The sequence below is a fragment of the Flavisolibacter tropicus genome, from assembly GCF_001644645.1.
Taxonomy (GTDB): domain Bacteria; phylum Bacteroidota; class Bacteroidia; order Chitinophagales; family Chitinophagaceae; genus Flavisolibacter; species Flavisolibacter tropicus.
This window is the reverse complement of record NZ_CP011390.1, coordinates 4,918,881-4,935,564: the sequence shown is the minus strand read 5'-3', so window position 1 is coordinate 4,935,564 and position 16,684 is coordinate 4,918,881. Positions and strand designations below refer to the sequence as shown.

16 protein-coding genes are annotated in these 16,684 nt (G+C 42.5%); 9 read left to right on the top strand and 7 right to left on the bottom strand.

Annotated features, from left to right (window positions below; translation table 11 throughout):
* Positions 1-28: 28 nt before the first annotated feature.
* A complete protein-coding gene (locus SY85_RS21180) occupies positions 29-769 on the bottom strand; it encodes a hypothetical protein (protein WP_066407386.1) in 741 nt (246 codons plus the stop codon).
* An 87-nt stretch (positions 770-856) separates the two neighbouring features.
* Here SY85_RS21180 and SY85_RS21175 point away from each other — a divergent pair, with 87 nt between their 5' ends.
* Together SY85_RS21175 and SY85_RS21170 are read left to right on the top strand one after the other, a co-directional pair.
* Positions 857-1,921, top strand: coding sequence for a quinone-dependent dihydroorotate dehydrogenase (locus SY85_RS21175; RefSeq protein WP_066410048.1), 1,065 nt, complete (start codon positions 857-859; stop codon positions 1,919-1,921).
* Between the two features lie 173 nt (positions 1,922-2,094).
* Complete coding sequence (locus tag SY85_RS21170) at positions 2,095-2,886, top strand: TerC family protein (RefSeq protein WP_066407384.1); 792 nt, start codon at positions 2,095-2,097, stop codon at positions 2,884-2,886.
* Positions 2,887-2,949: 63 nt separating this feature from the next.
* On the opposite strand, the gene SY85_RS21165 is transcribed toward SY85_RS21170, so the two are convergent.
* Positions 2,950-3,672, bottom strand: a complete 723-nt coding sequence (locus SY85_RS21165; protein WP_066410047.1) for an RsmE family RNA methyltransferase — start codon at positions 3,670-3,672, stop codon at positions 2,950-2,952.
* Between the two features lie 145 nt (positions 3,673-3,817).
* Between SY85_RS21165 and SY85_RS21160 the strand changes: the two genes are divergently transcribed.
* The 3 genes from SY85_RS21160 to SY85_RS21150 are packed head-to-tail and all read left to right on the top strand — an operon-like array spanning position 3,818 to position 6,277.
* A complete protein-coding gene (locus SY85_RS21160) occupies positions 3,818-4,798 on the top strand; it encodes a LysR family transcriptional regulator (protein WP_226998931.1) in 981 nt (326 codons plus the stop codon).
* Between the two features lie 56 nt (positions 4,799-4,854).
* Positions 4,855-6,057, top strand: a complete 1,203-nt coding sequence (locus tag SY85_RS21155) for a threonine synthase (RefSeq protein WP_066407382.1) — start codon at positions 4,855-4,857, stop codon at positions 6,055-6,057.
* A 22-nt stretch (positions 6,058-6,079) separates the two neighbouring features.
* Complete coding sequence (locus tag SY85_RS21150; RefSeq protein WP_066407381.1) at positions 6,080-6,277, top strand: hypothetical protein; 198 nt, start codon at positions 6,080-6,082, stop codon at positions 6,275-6,277.
* A gap of 193 nt (positions 6,278-6,470) precedes the next feature.
* Here SY85_RS21150 and SY85_RS21145 read toward each other — a convergent pair whose 3' ends face one another.
* Both SY85_RS21145 and dnaB read right to left on the bottom strand, forming a co-directional pair.
* Positions 6,471-7,211, bottom strand: a complete 741-nt coding sequence (locus SY85_RS21145) for an Imm49 family immunity protein (RefSeq protein ID WP_066407374.1) — start codon at positions 7,209-7,211, stop codon at positions 6,471-6,473.
* A gap of 157 nt (positions 7,212-7,368) precedes the next feature.
* Positions 7,369-8,916, bottom strand: a complete 1,548-nt coding sequence (dnaB, locus tag SY85_RS21140) for a replicative DNA helicase (protein ID WP_066407372.1) — start codon at positions 8,914-8,916, stop codon at positions 7,369-7,371.
* A gap of 831 nt (positions 8,917-9,747) precedes the next feature.
* Here dnaB and SY85_RS21130 point away from each other — a divergent pair.
* Positions 9,748-10,065: a DUF3817 domain-containing protein gene (locus SY85_RS21130; protein WP_226998930.1), complete on the top strand. Its 318-nt coding sequence runs from the start codon at positions 9,748-9,750 to the stop codon at positions 10,063-10,065.
* Positions 10,066-10,093: 28 nt separating this feature from the next.
* Here the strand turns inward: SY85_RS21130 and SY85_RS21125 are convergent, their stop codons facing one another.
* Both SY85_RS21125 and SY85_RS21120 read right to left on the bottom strand, forming a co-directional pair.
* Positions 10,094-10,414, bottom strand: coding sequence for a hypothetical protein (locus SY85_RS21125; RefSeq protein WP_066407368.1), 321 nt, complete (start codon positions 10,412-10,414; stop codon positions 10,094-10,096).
* Between the two features lie 111 nt (positions 10,415-10,525).
* Positions 10,526-12,106, bottom strand: a complete 1,581-nt coding sequence (locus SY85_RS21120) for a hypothetical protein (protein WP_148661251.1) — start codon at positions 12,104-12,106, stop codon at positions 10,526-10,528.
* Between the two features lie 243 nt (positions 12,107-12,349).
* Between SY85_RS21120 and pheT the strand changes: the two genes are divergently transcribed.
* The 3 genes from pheT to SY85_RS21105 all read left to right on the top strand — a co-directional run bounded on the left by pheT (position 12,350) and on the right by SY85_RS21105 (position 15,465).
* A complete protein-coding gene (gene pheT, locus SY85_RS21115; protein WP_066407364.1) occupies positions 12,350-14,773 on the top strand; it encodes a phenylalanine--tRNA ligase subunit beta in 2,424 nt (807 codons plus the stop codon).
* Entirely contained in the window at positions 14,773-15,057 is a 285-nt protein-coding gene (locus SY85_RS21110; RefSeq protein ID WP_066407356.1) for a hypothetical protein, read from the top strand. The genes pheT and SY85_RS21110 overlap by 1 nt, the downstream gene beginning before the upstream one ends.
* A gap of 108 nt (positions 15,058-15,165) precedes the next feature.
* The gene (locus tag SY85_RS21105) at positions 15,166-15,465 is read left to right on the top strand and encodes a cell division protein ZapA (protein WP_066407353.1); all 300 of its coding nucleotides are present in this window, start codon (positions 15,166-15,168) and stop codon (positions 15,463-15,465) included.
* A 50-nt stretch (positions 15,466-15,515) separates the two neighbouring features.
* Here the strand turns inward: SY85_RS21105 and SY85_RS21100 are convergent, their stop codons facing one another.
* Entirely contained in the window at positions 15,516-16,667 is a 1,152-nt protein-coding gene (locus tag SY85_RS21100) for a TlpA disulfide reductase family protein (RefSeq protein ID WP_066407351.1), read from the bottom strand.
* Between the last annotated feature and the right edge of the window lie 17 nt (positions 16,668-16,684).

Below are 16,684 nucleotides of genomic sequence, written 5' to 3'. Positions count from 1 at the left end.
AGTTGTTTATGCAACCAATAGCTTAAAATCAAAAACTTGGAATTACTTTCTCCCTTTTAAAGGCTAATTGTTCTTGAGGTTGAAACAACCTGCCGAGGTTTCGAAAGATTATGAGTAGTAAGGTCAGCCACATGCCATTCCAGATATTTACCAATAGAGGAGAGCCCAATATACTTTCCTGCGCAAACACGCCTTTTGCCAGTAGTTGATTTCCTATTTTATGCATAGAAATAAACTCGATTAACAAAGGGCCAATTAAAAACGAAATAAAGACCCCTAAACGCTTTTGAACAGCCAATAACTGCCAAGCTCTTACAAATACCGGCACAACCAGTAATAGTATCACTACAATTTCTACCAGCCAAACGCCAATTGGCAGTTTTGACTGTCCCACAATAGCCCTTGTGATCACACCTTCATCCCCTCCCTTCATCAATACAGTAAATAATCGAGCAAAGGGAACATTGGCCCAAACCAAGGCAAAACCAAAGGACTGTTGCGCCAAGGTGGCTCTTTTCCGCATCAGCCACCAACCTACCCAGACTAATAAATAAGTAAACATAGGCCCCGACGCTGTTGCCCAAACAGTATTGATATTGGGTGAACAAGTAGTACAAACCTGCCAGGCATTAAAATCTCGTTGTCCCCAACAGCCGCACTGCCAATATGCTACAGCTGTATGGATTAATTCGTGCAGTTCATGACATACAAATAAGAAGGCTAAAAAAGCGAGTAAGCTATTCAATGTAAAATGCAGCTTGAATTGCATGTGTTTTGGTTTTATATAAGCCTTGGACTATTGCTCAGTCTTAAAGGTTACAGCGTACATTTTAGCGCCCCATCTTATCTTCGCCCCATGCTTTATGGTTTACTACGGCGCTTGTTGTTTACGCTTTCCCCAGAAAAGGCACATCATGTTACCATGAACCTCATACAGGAAAGCTGTAACATCGGCTTTTTACGGCAGCAACTGGCTAACCGCTTCCAATTTCAAGACGCCTCTTTAGAAAAGAATTTATTTGGATTGAGATTTTCCAATCCTGTTGGACTGGGTGCTGGCTTTGATAAAAATGCAAAGTACCTGACAGAACTGGAGACATTAGGTTTTGGCTTTGTTGAAATTGGAACAGTAACACCGAAAGGTCAGGCTGGAAATGACAAGCCGCGCTTGTTTCGCTTACCGGAAGACAATGCCCTTATTAACCGTATGGGCTTTAATAACGATGGTGTTGATATAGTCAGAGAACGTCTGGCGAAATGGAGAAAAGAAAACCCAAATTCCAAATTGTTGATAGGTGGCAATATTGGAAAGAATAAAGTGACACCCAACGAGGATGCCTGGAAAGACTATGAAATCTGCTTTGATGCTTTGCACCCCTATGTCGATTTCTTTGTAGTGAATGTAAGCTCGCCTAATACACCAGGTTTGCGTGAACTTCAAGAAAAAGATGCCTTACAACGCATTTTGATGAACCTGCAGGCGCGTAATGCAAAGCTTGAGCACAAAAGACCCATCTTATTGAAAATAGCACCAGATCTTACGACAGAACAGTTAGATGATGTAGTGGCTTTGGCTACAGAAATTAAATTAGACGGACTGGTAGCTACAAATACGACTATTAGCAGAGAGGGTTTAAAAACACCTTCTGCTAACATACAAGCTATTGGTGCAGGCGGCTTAAGCGGCAAACCTGTACAACAACACTCTACACAGGTTGTTCAATATCTACGACAACAGACAGGTGGCACTATACCCATTATAGGTAGTGGTGGCATTTTTACGGGTGAAGACGCTGCACAAAAGCTAACTGCAGGAGCAGACCTTATAGAAGTGTGGACAGGCTTTATTTACGAAGGCCCTTATATTGTAAAGAACATTTGTGAGTATTTGTCAAGAACTAAGACTAATAGGAATAAATAGGATTAGGGGAAAAGAATATAGTACAATTTGAGGTTGAGTAAGAAGTAAGGAAATATCATTTAGTACCTTACTTCTTGCCCGAATACCACTCATTAGCCACCTCAGCCATTCTAATAAAATCCTAATAATCCTATCCAAGTCTTGTAATCCGCGGTTACATTTGCCCCTCAATTATGGAAAGTTTATTTACTGCTGATAATGTCATCAGCCTTTTTACCCTAGCCATTCTGGAAGTTATTTTGGGTATTGACAACGTGATCTTTGTGTCCATCATTATGGGACGCTTGCACCCCAGCAAGCAATTAGCCGCACGTCGCTGGTGGATGGTAACTGGTATTGGTGTGCGTGTGTTTTTACTGTTTTGCTTAAGCTGGCTGGTAGGCCAAAAAGGTAAGCCTCTCTTTACATTCTTTGGAAAGGGCTTTGACCTTTCCAGCCTAGTAATGATTGCTGGTGGTTTGTTTCTGTTATATAAAACAGTGAAAGAGATTCACCACAAGCTGGAAGGCGACGAAGAAGCACTTGAAAATGATGCCACCAAAAAAGCATCTTCTTTTGGAGTTGCTATCTTCCAGATCATGCTGGTAGATATGGTATTCTCATTTGACAGTATGATCACCGCCGTAGGTATTGCTAAACAATTGGCAGTGATGATTACAGCCGTAGTCATCGCCATGTTTATTATGTTCTTGTTCAGTCAGCGGATCTCGGACTTTATACATAAGCATCCTACGCTAAAAATGTTGGCGCTTTCCTTCCTAGTGCTTGTTTCTGTAGTACTATTAATGGAAGGTTGGAATGCAGATCAAGCGCATGAACTGCACCTAAAGAACTATGTGTACTTTGCTATGGCGTTCTCTTTTGCTGTAGAATTACTCAACATGCGTCTACGCAAGAAAGTGAAGCCTGTAGAGCTGCGTAGTCCTAAGATGCCTGAGGAACGTACTGATGATATAGCTCATTAATAGAACTTCTTATTATAAAAAAAGCAGCCCTTAAGGGCTGCTTTTTTTTGGTCATTTTCCTATTTATTCTGATGTTAATTGACACAACAAAGTAGCCGCTACCATACCCGCCGTTTCCGTACGTAGGCGAGTATTGCCTAATGCCACAGGCTGAAAACCTAATTGTAAAGCAGTAGCAATTTCTTTTTCTGTAAAGTCGCCCTCTGGACCAATTAAGATGATGGCGGCTTGAGTGGTGAGTGGTGAGTGGTGAGCAAGGGTTGAAGCCAATTGCTGTTTTTCATTTGGTAAGCAATGAGCAATGAATTTGTTTGCAGTAGTTGTTTGCTTTACAACCTCTCCAAAATTGATTGGCTCATGCAATACCGGCAACCAGCATTGCTGCGATTGTAACATAGCGCTCACCAAAATGCTTTGTAAACGATCGTGACGAAACTTTTCTTTCTCCGTACGGTCGCATAGCAAGGGAATAATTTCTGTAACACCTATTTCAGTAGCCTTCTCTAAGAACCATTCAAAGCGAGAAGCATTCTTAACTAATGAAATACCAATTGTAACACCTGTAGCCTTTTCTGGCTCGTGTATTACATCCGTTAGCTTTACCGTGCAGCGCTTGCGGTTATCGTCTATAATAACTGCAGTAGCTTTTTTACCCTTTCCATCTGTTAACAGCAATTGCTCATTTAGCTGCATACGCAATACCTGTATGATATGCTTAGAGGTATCTTCTTCCAGCGTAAGGGTACTGCTCGACAAATCGGTTACATAGAAATAAGGTAATGCCATAATAAAGCCTAAAACAGGAAATTGATAAAACAGCAAAGCTAATACTAAGACGCGGAAAGCATTTAGCTAAAGAACCTATAAGCCTCCAGTTGCATAATGCAGCCATCTACGTTATATAAACCTTGACTTTTACAGATGTTAATTATTGAAACTAACAAACGTATATACGCATGGAGAGCAAAAGAATGATAGTACATTTGAAATGCTTTGTATACCCATGATAGCATTCAACCACCTTGTATTTAAAACCGTTGCGCAGCAATTAAGTTTCACTAAGGCCAGCGAAGTATTGTTTATCAGCCAGCCTGCGGTAAGCAAACATATTCGTCATTTGGAAGAATACTACCGGGTCAAGTTATTTGATCGCAGTGGCAATGCGATTACATTAACAGAAGCAGGCAAAATACTTTACCAGCACCTGCTAACGGCAGAAGCCATCAGCAAGCAAGTGGAATTTGACCTGAATGCCATTCAACATAAAAACCATCTCCGTGGGGAATTAAAGTTAGGTGCCAGCACAACAGTTGCCTTGTACATTTTACCACCTGTATTATCGGCCTTTCGCAAACAACACCCAGATGTAAAAGTGAGTCTGGTAAACCGTAACTCTGAAAACGTATTGAAAGCCTTGCTCAATAACGAAATTGATTTAGCTATTACGGAAGGCAAAGACAATATGCATATTGCCAGCAGTCTCTATTTTCTTACCGACGAAGTAGTTCCTGTTTGTTCTGCTAAAAGTAACCTGGCAAAAAAAACACAATACACACTGGAAGAAATTCTTCATCAGCCCATAGCACTTCGGGAACGCGGCTCTGGCACCCTGGCTGCTATTAAAGCCGCTTTACAAACAAAAGACGTAAAACTGTCACAATTAAAAGTTTGCATGCGCTTAGGCGGCACAGAAGCCCTAAAGAACTTTTTATTGGCAGATGATTGCCTGGGCTTTCTTCCCATGAAGTCGGTTGCCAAAGAATTAATGTATGGAGACCTGGTTCGACTTTTTGTTGATGAGCTTACCATTACCCGACAATTTTATTTTACGCAACGGCGTGGTGAAGAGAACAGCGGATTGAATGCCTCCTTTATCCGCTTTGCCCAACAGTACTATAACCAAAAGTTATAACGCATAATAAAACTCTATTGGTAAGCTACTGCAATGGGTTATAGCTTAGCCTTCTAATGGATAGTATAAATTCTGTTTCTGAAGTTGAAGTTGCGTTATCTTATCACTACGTCTGTGCAGGTTGTGGAAAGCCAGTTGCAGAGGAACCTTTGCCCACTTTCTCACATTGCGAACAGTGTGGCAATAATCCATTGATCATTCAGTATAACTTTCAACCACCATATAGCAAAAGCAACATTGATAGCAAAGAGCGATCTATGTGGCGCTACCGTAAGTTTTTACCCTTGGCGGATGAAGAAGAAGCCATTAGCCTTGGTGAAGGATGGACGCCAATTTTACCACTTGAAAAAACAGCCCAGCGCTTGGGTTTTACCCAATTGCTACTAAAGGATGAATCAATGAACCCTACCGGCTCCTTCAAAGCCAGGGGCTTAAGCATGGCTGTTACCAAAGCAAAAAGTAACGGCATTGAGTGTTGTATTATTCCCACTGCAGGAAATGCGGGTGGGGCATTGAGCGCCTACTGCGCAAAAGCAGGTATTGAAGCCATTGTAGTAATGCCAGCGCATACGCCATCTACATTTCAAATGGAGTGTATGATGTATGGTGCCGAAGTGATTTTGGTGAATGGCCTGATCAGCGATTGTGCTAAAAAAGTGGCTCAACTAAAAACACAAAGGAACTGCTTTGACATTTCCACGATGAAAGAGCCCTATCGGTTGGAAGGGAAAAAAACAATGGGATATGAAATAGCAGAACAACTTAACTGGGAGCTACCAGATGTGATCCTGTATCCTGCAGGTGGTGGTACAGGGCTTATAGGCATTTGGAAAGCTTTTAAGGAAATGCAATCCATGGGTTGGCTTACTAGAAAACTACCCAAAATGATTGCTGTTCAAGCTGCCAATTGTAACCCTTTAGCGCTTACCTATATGGGGCTGCAAAAAGATGCTTCCCAATATAAAGGACAACCTACTATAGCAAATGGACTAGCAGTACCGAATCCCTTTGCGGAGCGGTTAATGTTAAACGTGTTGCAAGAATCAAACGGCACTGTTGTTTCAGTTACAGAACAAGCTATTGTAGATAGCTGGAAAACGCTTGCCAAAACAGAAGGCTTACTGCTTGCTCCAGAGGGCGCGGCCCTATTTGCTGCCTTGAAAGACCTACAACAAAAAAACATCCTCACAGGTGCAGAAAATATTTTGCTACTTAATACGGGAACTGGCTACAAGTACCTGGAAAATCTAACCTTATAAATCACCTATCAAAATATAAAACATGCTTTTAACGATTAAGGAATCTGCTGCATTGTATGTTATGGATCTTGTAATGAGCAAACTTGCCACTACTATTGAAGAATCCAGCTCTGCACTAGAAAATATTGAGGCGTGGATCACTTCTCATGTAAAAGAAGAAGAGATACCGATTATTAGTGAAAGAAATAAGGAAGATATCCTGATGCTTTTGCGCTACTAATGATGGAGTAGCAGCAACTGAATGTTTAGTTGCTTTACTAGCTAAAAAGGATGCTCAGTTGAGCATCCTTTTTCTTTTTATCAATGATAGTTACCCCAATCTACTTTTAGTCCTTAGGTTCCAGCCGAGTCTCCTCAGTCTAGCTATCGTGATTTGAAAGGGACACGGCATTTGTGCAAGCAAGTTATTTGAATTAGAGAAAAGGATAAATATCCTTATAAACAGGCAATGGGTCTACAGGCAATAACTCTTTGGGCAAAAGAGAACTCTGTGGAATTATTTCACTTCCTTTCAACCAAGCAAGTTTTAAATAACCTATAGCAGGAATCGATATGCAATTACTTAAAACAGAGTCTGTATTTCTTTTTTTATGAACAGAAGGTGAAACAAGTTCCTCTATAGTTTCTGACATTTTCTGTGAATTACTTTCGTGTAATGCCTGAAAAAAGCGAAGATCAAGTGCTAAAAAAGGGTCTCTTTTAACTGTAAATTCTTCAATAATATTAAGGTTCCTTTCAATTCCTTTAATATCGTTCAATATGAATAACTGAATGGTATTGCAGATAATTGTAGAAAAGCCTTGAGTTATCATTTCATTCATTCCAGCTTCTGCATTTTTGCCTTTTTCATATCGTAACAGGGCATATTGTTTTAAGAAATTATGTGCGTCACTTAAAAGTGCATAACAAACATGATTAATGCCATAATCAAAAATGCGATCATTAAAACTCCTTATTCGGTATTCATCTAATTTACCACATGTATAGAAATGCTGTTTTGCTTCAGCCAAGTTGCCTTGCATAAGACTGTGCAAAGCAAACGTTTCATGATTATACCATAACACATCTGAAAAGTGTTTGGGGTTGCCAAGAAATTGCTCTACTATCTTAGCATGTAACTTTTGTTTGAATTCATATTTTTTATCTAAATCCATCTTTTTGAATACTTAACAATTAAGCATTGAATGTTTTAAAGTCCCAAGATTCAATTTAAGGTTTGTGAAAACGAAAAGGTAACTAAGAAATCATCTCAAAACAAAAGGAGGCCTAAGCCTCCTCTTTATTTCTTTCACCACCTTTAATCTCTTAGTATTAGAACGGATCTTCATCATCACCAAAGTCGTTCATCTTACTGCTGGTTTGGATGAACATGCGCGCACCGCCACCTCCGTCAGAATCAGAAACCGGCTTCCAGTTGGTAGGCAAATTGCCGTTACCCATTCCATCACCACCATTATCATCAAAGAAACGCTGGATTTCCAAGCGGGCTCTCAATACAATCGTTTCCAACGAACCATTACGGTGCTTGGCTATACGAAGATGGGTTTCACCACGGTTGCTCTCCCCCATTTCGTTTTGCGTTACATCGTAGTATTCCGGACGGTAGATAAAGCACACCATGTCGGCATCTTGTTCAATGGCACCCGATTCACGAAGGTCACTCAACTGCGGCATCTTGTTACCATCCTTACGTTTTTCTACTTCCCGGCTTAACTGAGACAGGGCAATGATCGGCACCTGTAATTCTTTTGCCAAGTGTTTCAGTGAACGGGAGATGGTAGAGATCTCTTGCTCACGGTTTCCGGAACCACCGGTACCACTCATTAGCTGCAGATAATCGATGATGATCATACCAATATTGTTGATGTTCTTCAAACGGCGGCACTTGGCGCGCAATTCAAATATGTTCAAAGAAGCGGTATCATCAATGAATATGGGTGCCTGCGCCAGCTTCTGTATACCTTTGGCATACAACTGCTTCATTTCATGTTCTTCCATCTTACCACGCGAGATCTTTTCGAGGTGAATTTCGCTCTCGGCAGCAAGGATACGACCAACCAGCTGAGCGGCCCCCATCTCTAGGGAGAACACGGCTACCGGTGTTTGCTTGCGCGGATCCAGGGCAGCATTACGTGCCAGGTTCAAGGCAAAGGCGGTCTTACCCACGGCAGGACGGGCAGCCAAGATGACCAAGTCAGTATTCTGCCATCCATAGGTTACTTTATCCAAGCTAGGGAAGCCACTCGGCACGCCCGTTATATCTTCATTGCGGTGGCGCATTTCTTCAATACGCTGAATGGTTTGCACCAACACCGAGTCTATTGATTGGTAGGAACTCTTTAAGTGCTTGCTGGTAACTTCATACATCTTGCTCTCGGCCTGATCCAGCAGGTCAAATACGTCAGCGCTCTCTTCATACGCATCATTGATGATCTCTCCAGAGATGCGGATCAACTCGCGCTGAATAAACTTTTGCAGGATGATACGGGAGTGTGCTTCAATGTTAGCCGCCGACACCACCGAGTTGGTCAGCTTGGTTACATAGTACGGGCCGCCCACCGCTTCCAACTCCTCCAACATGCGCAGTTCTTCCACAACCGTCAGGATATCAATGGGTTGGCTCTTATTGGCCAGGCTCTTCATGGCTTTGAAGATGCGCTGGTTAGCGTCTACATAGAAGCATTCGGGTTTCAAGATTTCCACTACCGTATCAAATGCTCCTTTCTCCAGCATCACAGCACCTAGTACAGCATCTTCAAGTTCTTTGGCCTGAGGGGGTACTTTACCGTACACCATCGTGCTCAAATCCATGGGCGCCTTCCTTTTCTTTCTATCGCGGTTCAGATTCGTTAAGTCCATAAGTTTTTCCTATGAGGGTTAATACTGCGCATTTCATAGGACGATGCAGTAAGTGTACCAACACCTGTCCTCTAAATTAGTATGACCCGGATCAAATCCCTAGTACCATAAACGCACAAACGATACAGCAGTTATCCACAGTTTTCGGGCAGTTATGCACGTTTTGGTTGGAGGGGTAGCAAATTTGAATTGTTTAACCGATATGGAAAAGGCCTGTGCATAAATAAAGTCAAAATAAATATTGCGTTTTTTTTGGTAGTGTGAAAGCAGGCTGCTGACAAAGACGCACCCGCCCCCGCAAGGGGAGCCCCCACGCACGGGTATCCCGCAGATGACGCCGATTGACGCGGAGTAGGAGGAACAGAGTTAAGGAAAGGCACGGAGGTGCGCTAAGAGATGAAAAGAGGGAAAGGAGAAAAGGAGGACCAAGAATTCGTAGGATTTAAAATGGATGAACAGGATTATGAAGAATATTGAACAAAAAATTAGGAATGAAGAAGTGGAGGGAATGGTCAAGAAAAAAGGGACAAGCGGCAAAATACAACACATTTTCTTCGTATTTGATTCGATAGTTGTTCGATTCTATGTATCGAAGCAATATCGAAGGAATATCGAAGAAGAATCGAAGCAATATCGAACAAAACCCGAAAAAGGGCCAAGCCTAAGATGGCGATAATCTTTAATAAGTAGCTTAGTCTTCGGCTTTTGTATGCCAACCAATGACTAATGACTAGTTAGGCTTCTGTTTCGCTGCTAGCTGGAAACCTATGTTAAAAACCAGTTGACAGCCGGTTAATGTAGTAGGTTTGCGGTCCAAAGTAAAACGTGTCTATGAAAAAGATGCTGGAAAGCCCTATGGGTCGCTTGCGCTTTATTGGAATGGCTGAAGGCCTATCACTACTGGTTTTGTTAGGAATAGCCATGCCGCTAAAATACCTGGCCGATCAACCAGAAGCCGTAAAGTATGTTGGTTGGGTACACGGGTTATTGTTCGTAGCCTTTGTAATAGCAGTATTAATGATGTATCGTGAACGCGACTGGCCCCTGAAGAAAGTAGCATTAGCTTTTATAGCCGCTTTTCTCCCCTTTGGCACTTTTGTGTTTGATGCGCAGCTTCGCAAAGAAGAACGCAACGGCCGATTGAAATAAGCGCCAGAAAGGATAAGGTTCTAAAAGCCTAATAGTCGTCATCGTCTTCGTCATCTTCGTCGTCAAAACGCTCGTATTGCTCCTCCAGCGTATTGTCGAAGGTTTCGTAATTGAAGTTCAATCCATAACGGGCGGCTGCGAATACAAAGGCGTAGTTCAGGTCATAGAGATCATCTTCGGTAAGCCAGTGCTCGTCGGTGGCCCGCATGATCCATTCGTACGTAGTAGGCGTACTTAACAGACCCGGCCGCTCCGCCACCAGTTCTGTAGCGGGTATAACAAACTCGTTGTAGCCTGGCCCTTTCCATACAATGCCATCTTGCGTCACCTTCCAATTTCCAAATTTCATAGCTAAGTTTTTTGCGTCTACCAATCCTGCAACACCTGTTACCCTACTTAAAAATTAGCAGCAAAAACTTATCCATCTCAATGCTATCAACAGATCAAGGCTACTACTTCATTAATAAACCACCAGTTTAGCATTATGGATTGTATTGTTACAGTCAATGACTGACACTAAATAAAGCCCTTTTACAAAGCCTGCCGGTGGCGGTTCTATCACCCCTATCCCATTTTGACTAGTTACAGTTGCCATACAAATGGTACCTAGAGCTGAAACGATCCTTATGGAAATAGGGCCTTCTGGCAACCCTTTCAGTTGAACTGGCTGAGTGGGTTTAATACGTGTTGGATATAGCAATACGGTGCGGTGCGATCCTTTTACCTGTATAATATTGCTATAGAGCGGTTGATAGCCCGACACGTTCAATTTCAGGCGGTAGAAAGCATAGCCTTCTGCCGGATCGGTATAAGAGGCCGTGTAAGAAGTACCGGGAATAGAAAATGAATAAAAGGTGGTAAAATCGCGGCCGTTCATTGAATGCTGTAACTCTGCCTGGCTATTGATAGGCAGTTCTTTCAAACTCCACTGCAGCACAGCTTTATTATCCTGCAGGCTCCCTTTTAAAGTTATTTCCTGGCCAATAAGTGTTATTGCTGTTTGAAAAAAGGCATTGACGGCAATAAGATCTAACCCACCACCTACGGCCTCTGTTGTATTTGTTGGATAAACCGTTTGGTCTGCGATATCCAATAACTGGCTGGAAGCAGGGTTAGCAATACCATCGGTACTTAAAATGGCATACCCATAAATAACCTGGTTGGCTTTAATACCCAAATCAGCTAAAGAGAAAAACACACCACCAAGTTGTTGGTTGATGGCTGCTGAAGAGCGCAATTGTGTTTCAGCAGCTTCTCTCCGCATTACATATACCGACAGGTCCTGGTTGCCATTTGGATGGGAAGGATGTCCCCAACTGCCGTTATTACTTCCATTTCCACCAACACAGGTGCGCGCCGGGCCAAAAGCTATTGGGTCGCCATTCGTGTTGATAGCTGTAATAGCCGCTATCCGAAATGGGTCATGTGCATTATTAATACCCCGGTCAAAAAGAGCAAAACCCGCCTGTGTGGCAATGGAGGAGGAAACGCCATTGGAAAAGACCACATCTACCCGCTCAATATTATTATTGTTGCCATCGCCGTTACCGGCATTAGTAAATATATTATCAGTGCCCTGGTTTACATAGTTATTGTTTAAGAAAAGCTCCATATCGTCCAGGTAAGGTGATTTTAATCGATATTGCTTATTACCGGGGCAGCCTGTGGCTGGTGCCGTGACCGATTCTAAAAAGATAATATGGCGATTACCGGTAACAGCGGCATTATTGACCCTACGAAGTTTTATAGTAGCCGGGGCACTATTGGTTAGCATATAGTTGAAGCCATTGACAGTAATATCCGTTAAAAGCAACCCATTCTTAGTGCCATTTTTAAAGCTATAACTTGAAGCGTCCTTAGCGCAACCATTAAATGTACCAGAGTTGGGCGCAGGGGTGGCCGTATAGGCTTTTGCACCGGCAGCAGTATTCTTATACGTGGTAAATAAGGCCTCTACGGGTGCTTGTGCATTTGTGTAGACAGTTGCTAAAAACACCAATTGGCATCCAATGATATAACTACAGAAGTGAGGAGTTTTCATAGGCATAGGCATTAGCTACTTAAAAGTAGAGACGGCCCAAAGCTTTCACAAGGCCTTCAAAATAATTGTGGTTTTTATGCGTACTACTACGCTGTATTTTAAAGTATTACTTCCCAAAAAAGGCTGCGTTTAGCGTATATACCCTGGCAGGGCATAGAAGACATTAGAGCCACTTCTAGGTTTTACCTCTACCGCCCATTGGTGAATGAATTATCTTTGTCGCCTTTAGAAAAAAATTATTGCATGACGATTTCATATAACTGGCTGAGTTCGTATTTACCCGTACAACTGACGCCCGAACGCCTTTCGACTATTTTAACGGCTGTGGGACTGGAAGTAGAATCCATGGAAACCTTTGAAGAAATAAAAGGCGGATTGAAAGGATTGGTTATTGGAGAAGTATTGGAAGCGGAGCAACACCCAAATGCAGACAAACTGCGATTAACCAAGGTAAATACAGGTGGCAGCGAGCCCTTACAGATTGTTTGTGGCGCACCAAACGTAGCAGCCGGCCAGAAAGTAGTAGTAGCCACAGTAGGCACTACCATATATCCCGCCGGCGGAGACCCGTTGACCATGAAAGTGGCCAAAATACGTGGTGTAGAAAGCTATGGAATGATCTGTGCTGAGGATGAAATCGGCCTAGGAACCTCACACGCTGGTATTATGGTATTACCCCAGGATGCAGTGGTAGGCACACCAGCGGCCGAATACTTTAAGCCTTATAGCGATATCGTTTATGAAATTGGTCTTACCCCCAACCGCATGGATGCCATGAGCCACTGGGGTGTAGCCCGCGATGTGTGCGCTTATTTAACACACCACGATAAGATTGATGCCAAGCCGGTGTTACCCATAAAGGATTTGGCCATTGATAACACATCACTGAAGATCGATGTAACGGTTGAAAATACAGCTGCCAGCCCTCGTTATTCAGGCGTATGTATTGCCAATGTAAAAGTGCAGGATTCGCCTAAATGGCTACAAGAGCGTTTGAAAGCCATTGGCCTGCGCCCTATCAATAACATTGTAGACATTACCAACTTTATACAGCATGAAACCGGCCAGCCGCTACATGCCTTTGATTATAATGCCATTAAAGGAGGAAAGGTGATTGTAAAGAACCTGCCTGATGGCACGTCTTTCCGTACACTGGATGAAAAAGAGCGCAAGCTAAGTAGCGAAGACCTCATGATCTGTAATGAGACCGATGGTATGTGTATAGCAGGTGTGTTTGGTGGTTTGGAAAGCGGTGTAACCGAGCAGACCACAAACCTGTTTTTAGAAAGTGCTTTCTTTGATCCTACTACTATTCGTAAAACATCCTTCCGCCATGGCTTGCGTACTGATGCAGCTACTCGTTTTGAGAAAGGAATTGATATCTCTAATACGGTTACTGTATTGAAGCATGCGGCGCAATTGATCAAAGAAATAGCCGGTGGTGAAATTGCTTCAGAAGTAATTGATATCTATCCTAACCAAGAGCCCAAGCGCACGGTAACACTTACGTATGCTTACCTGAAAAAGCTAAGCGGTAAACAGTATGCACCAGAAGCAGTAAAAGCGATTTTACAAAGCTTAGGTTTTGGCATACAGCAAGACGATGCCAACGCCTTGGAAGTGGAAGTGCCTTATCATAAAAGAGATGTTAGCATACCAGCTGATATTGTAGAAGAGATCTTGCGCATTGATGGTCTGGACAATATTGAAATTCCTACTGCCATCACTATTACACCAGCTGTAGAAACAGACTATAAAGAAGAAGGCTTAAAAGAAAAAATTGCCAACAGCCTGGTAGGCTTTGGCTTTAATGAAATACTCACCAACTCCATTACCAACTCGGCTTATTTTGGCGAGAAGCAACTGCAAACGACGGTTAAGTTGTTAAACAACCTAAGCACAGAACTGGATGTAATGCGCCCTGCCATGTTGCCAACAGCATTGGAAGTTATTGCCTTCAATAGCAACCGGAAGAATACGAACTTACGCTTCTTTGAATATGGAAAAACGTATTCAACTGAAAGTGTAGGCAAATACAATGAAAAAAATCACTTATGCCTGTACGTGAGTGGCAATGTGGTGGATCAAAGTTGGAGTGGTAAAAGTGTACCGGCTGACTTCTATTACCTGAAAGGTGTAGTAGAAGCCATCCTGCGTACTATGGGTGCCCAGCCAGTATACGACTTGGAAGCAACGAGCCCATTCATGGAGCAGTATATAACAGCCAGTATTAATGGAGAGAAAGTAGTCAAATTGGGGAAAGTAGCTACTGCTGTAGCCGCCAAGTTTGACATTAAACAACCGGTATTCTTTGCCAACTTTAATTGGGATGTATTGCTTAAAGCGGGTTTACGACAGCAAGTACAGTTTAGAGAAATACCTAAGTTCCCGGCTGTAGAACGTGATCTGGCTATGGTTGTTCCAAAGACACTGACGTATAATACGGTGCAAACGGCCATTGCCAAACTGCGCCTGAATAAACTGCAGGAAGTAAAACTCTTTGACGTATTTGAAAGTGAAAAGCTAGGCGCCGATAAAAAATCGCTGGCAGTAAACTTTACCTTCCTGGATGAAGAGAAAACACTGACCGATAAGGAGATCGATGGCTGGATGCAAAAGATCATGACATCGATGGAAAAAGAGTTAGGAGCAGAAATCAGAAAATAATGTCGGTAGATCAACAATTTAACGCCGTACAGGAAAAGCTTCAGTTGTTACTGAAGCAGCACAACCGCTTGAAGCGGGAGAATGAGCAATTGCGGCAATTGTTGCAGGAACAAAAAGAACAGCAAGGATTATCCCTTCAATTGATTGAACAACTGGAACAGCAAGTAGCCATATTGAAATACGCTACAACTGAAATGAATGAAATCGATAGAAAAGAGTTTGAAAGAAAGATCAACCAGTTTTTGAAAGAGATTGATAAGTGCATAGCGTTTTTAAGCCAGTAGCGAGAGAGCTGCACGCTACAAGCTATACGCTACACGTAAAAGAAATGCATCTATCCTGCGTGAAGCGTGCTGCGTGTAGCCTTACTTAAATTCTAAACTAATAACCGCGTGAGTAACGACCTGATACTATTAAACCTCCTGATTGCCGACCGGACCTACCGGATTAAAGTAGCGCCTAAGGATGAGGAGGTAGTACGTAAAACAGCAAAGACCATTAACGATCGATTGCTGGAATATAAGACCCAGTTTGCCGGCAAGGATATGCAGGATTACCTGGCCATGGTGCTGGTATGGTTTGCTACAGAGCAAAATGCCGGTATATCACAGCAAATGCATACCGATCATATCACTGATCGCTTGCAAAATCTCGAAAAGCTTATTGACAATTCGCTAGAGAATGAATCATAAAAAAAACCACCCTCTAATAGGTGGCTTTTTCATTTATCAGGTAGATGTGATTAGTTAGCAGCGGTAGAACCAGTACCACCAAAGATCGCAGCCAGTTTACTCTCTAGCTTATCGCCTCTTAAATTGCGGGCAATGATCTTTCCTTGTGGGTCTAACAATAAGTTCTGTGGAATAGCCTGTATACCGTATTGTTTAGCTACAGCGTTATCAAAATAGTTGAAATCGCTTACGTGTGTCCAGGTCAGGTTATCATCGTGAATAGCTTTTAACCATTTTTCCTTAGCGTTAGGGCGCTCCAGCGCTACGCCTAAAACCGTAAAGCCTTTGTCTTTGTACTTATTGAATTGAGCCACTACATTGGGATTCTCACGGCGGCAAGGTCCACACCAGCTAGCCCAGAAATCAACCAATACATATTTACCTTTGAAAGAAGCTAAAGAAACAGGGTTACCAGACGTATCGGCTTGTGTAAAGTCCATAGCCATTTTACCTACACCTGTTTTCTTAGCTATTTCAATACGCCCTTTAAATTCTTTGGCTGATGCCCATTGTTGTGTAGAAGCGGGCAGTTGTTTAAAGAGTGGATCTACCTTGTCGGCATCGATATCAAAACCAGCATATTGTTGAAGCGCATACAAGGCTGCCGGTGATTTAGGGTTTTTGCTAACAAAGGTTTTGTACACTTTATCATTCATTTCGTCTTGCACGGAATCAATGCGCACCTCCATGGCTTCCCTAGCCTTAGTATTCTTTTCTTTATTAAAGGCAGTCCACTGCTCATACAATGGATCAAATACAGCATCATAGGCATCTACCTGCTTTTTCAAGCTCAGGTAATCAGCATGTGCTTTTGATCCGGTTACAGTAACATTGGAAAAAGAATCTATTGAAGTCAGTTTAATAGCAGTAGGCTCCAAAAATATTTGATACAAGTCTCTTTGACGACTCATTGGTTGTGGCTGCAGATAAGCAACTGTTAGAGAGGCCAAGCCAGGGTTATCAATTTTACCTTTAAGCTGGTAGGTGCCATCTTTAACAATCGCGCTATCCCGCTTCCATTCACCATTCAAACTATAATTGATGTATACCTTTTCTACTGGAGTCGGAAAGTTTTTAAGTGTGCCAGTAACGGAAAAGTCTTTCCCGTTTTGGGCTGTAGCTGCAAAAGGCAGCAATAAAAAGAGTAAAGAGGATCTCGTCATAAGTGTGTGATATAATG

What these genes read in the sequence shown, in the direction of transcription:
- SY85_RS21110 (WP_066407356.1), top strand. Translation starts at nt 14,773, where the DNA reads ATGTCGGTAGATCAACAATTTAACGCCGTACAGGAAAAGCTTCAGTTG.
- SY85_RS21125 (WP_066407368.1), bottom strand. Translation starts at nt 10,414, where the DNA reads ATGAAATTTGGAAATTGGAAGGTGACGCAAGATGGCATTGTATGGAAA.
- SY85_RS21155 (WP_066407382.1), top strand. Translation starts at nt 4,855, where the DNA reads ATGGATAGTATAAATTCTGTTTCTGAAGTTGAAGTTGCGTTATCTTAT.
- SY85_RS21165 (WP_066410047.1), bottom strand. Translation starts at nt 3,672, where the DNA reads ATGGCATTACCTTATTTCTATGTAACCGATTTGTCGAGCAGTACCCTT.
- SY85_RS21170 (WP_066407384.1), top strand. Translation starts at nt 2,095, where the DNA reads ATGGAAAGTTTATTTACTGCTGATAATGTCATCAGCCTTTTTACCCTA.
- SY85_RS21120 (WP_148661251.1), bottom strand. Translation starts at nt 12,106, where the DNA reads ATGAAAACTCCTCACTTCTGTAGTTATATCATTGGATGCCAATTGGTG.
- SY85_RS21145 (WP_066407374.1), bottom strand. Translation starts at nt 7,211, where the DNA reads ATGGATTTAGATAAAAAATATGAATTCAAACAAAAGTTACATGCTAAG.
- dnaB (WP_066407372.1), bottom strand. Translation starts at nt 8,916, where the DNA reads ATGGACTTAACGAATCTGAACCGCGATAGAAAGAAAAGGAAGGCGCCC.
- SY85_RS21180 (WP_066407386.1), bottom strand. Translation starts at nt 769, where the DNA reads ATGCAATTCAAGCTGCATTTTACATTGAATAGCTTACTCGCTTTTTTA.
- SY85_RS21150 (WP_066407381.1), top strand. Translation starts at nt 6,080, where the DNA reads ATGCTTTTAACGATTAAGGAATCTGCTGCATTGTATGTTATGGATCTT.
- SY85_RS21175 (WP_066410048.1), top strand. Translation starts at nt 857, where the DNA reads ATGCTTTATGGTTTACTACGGCGCTTGTTGTTTACGCTTTCCCCAGAA.
- SY85_RS21100 (WP_066407351.1), bottom strand. Translation starts at nt 16,667, where the DNA reads ATGACGAGATCCTCTTTACTCTTTTTATTGCTGCCTTTTGCAGCTACA.
- pheT (WP_066407364.1), top strand. Translation starts at nt 12,350, where the DNA reads ATGACGATTTCATATAACTGGCTGAGTTCGTATTTACCCGTACAACTG.
- SY85_RS21130 (WP_226998930.1), top strand. Translation starts at nt 9,748, where the DNA reads ATGAAAAAGATGCTGGAAAGCCCTATGGGTCGCTTGCGCTTTATTGGA.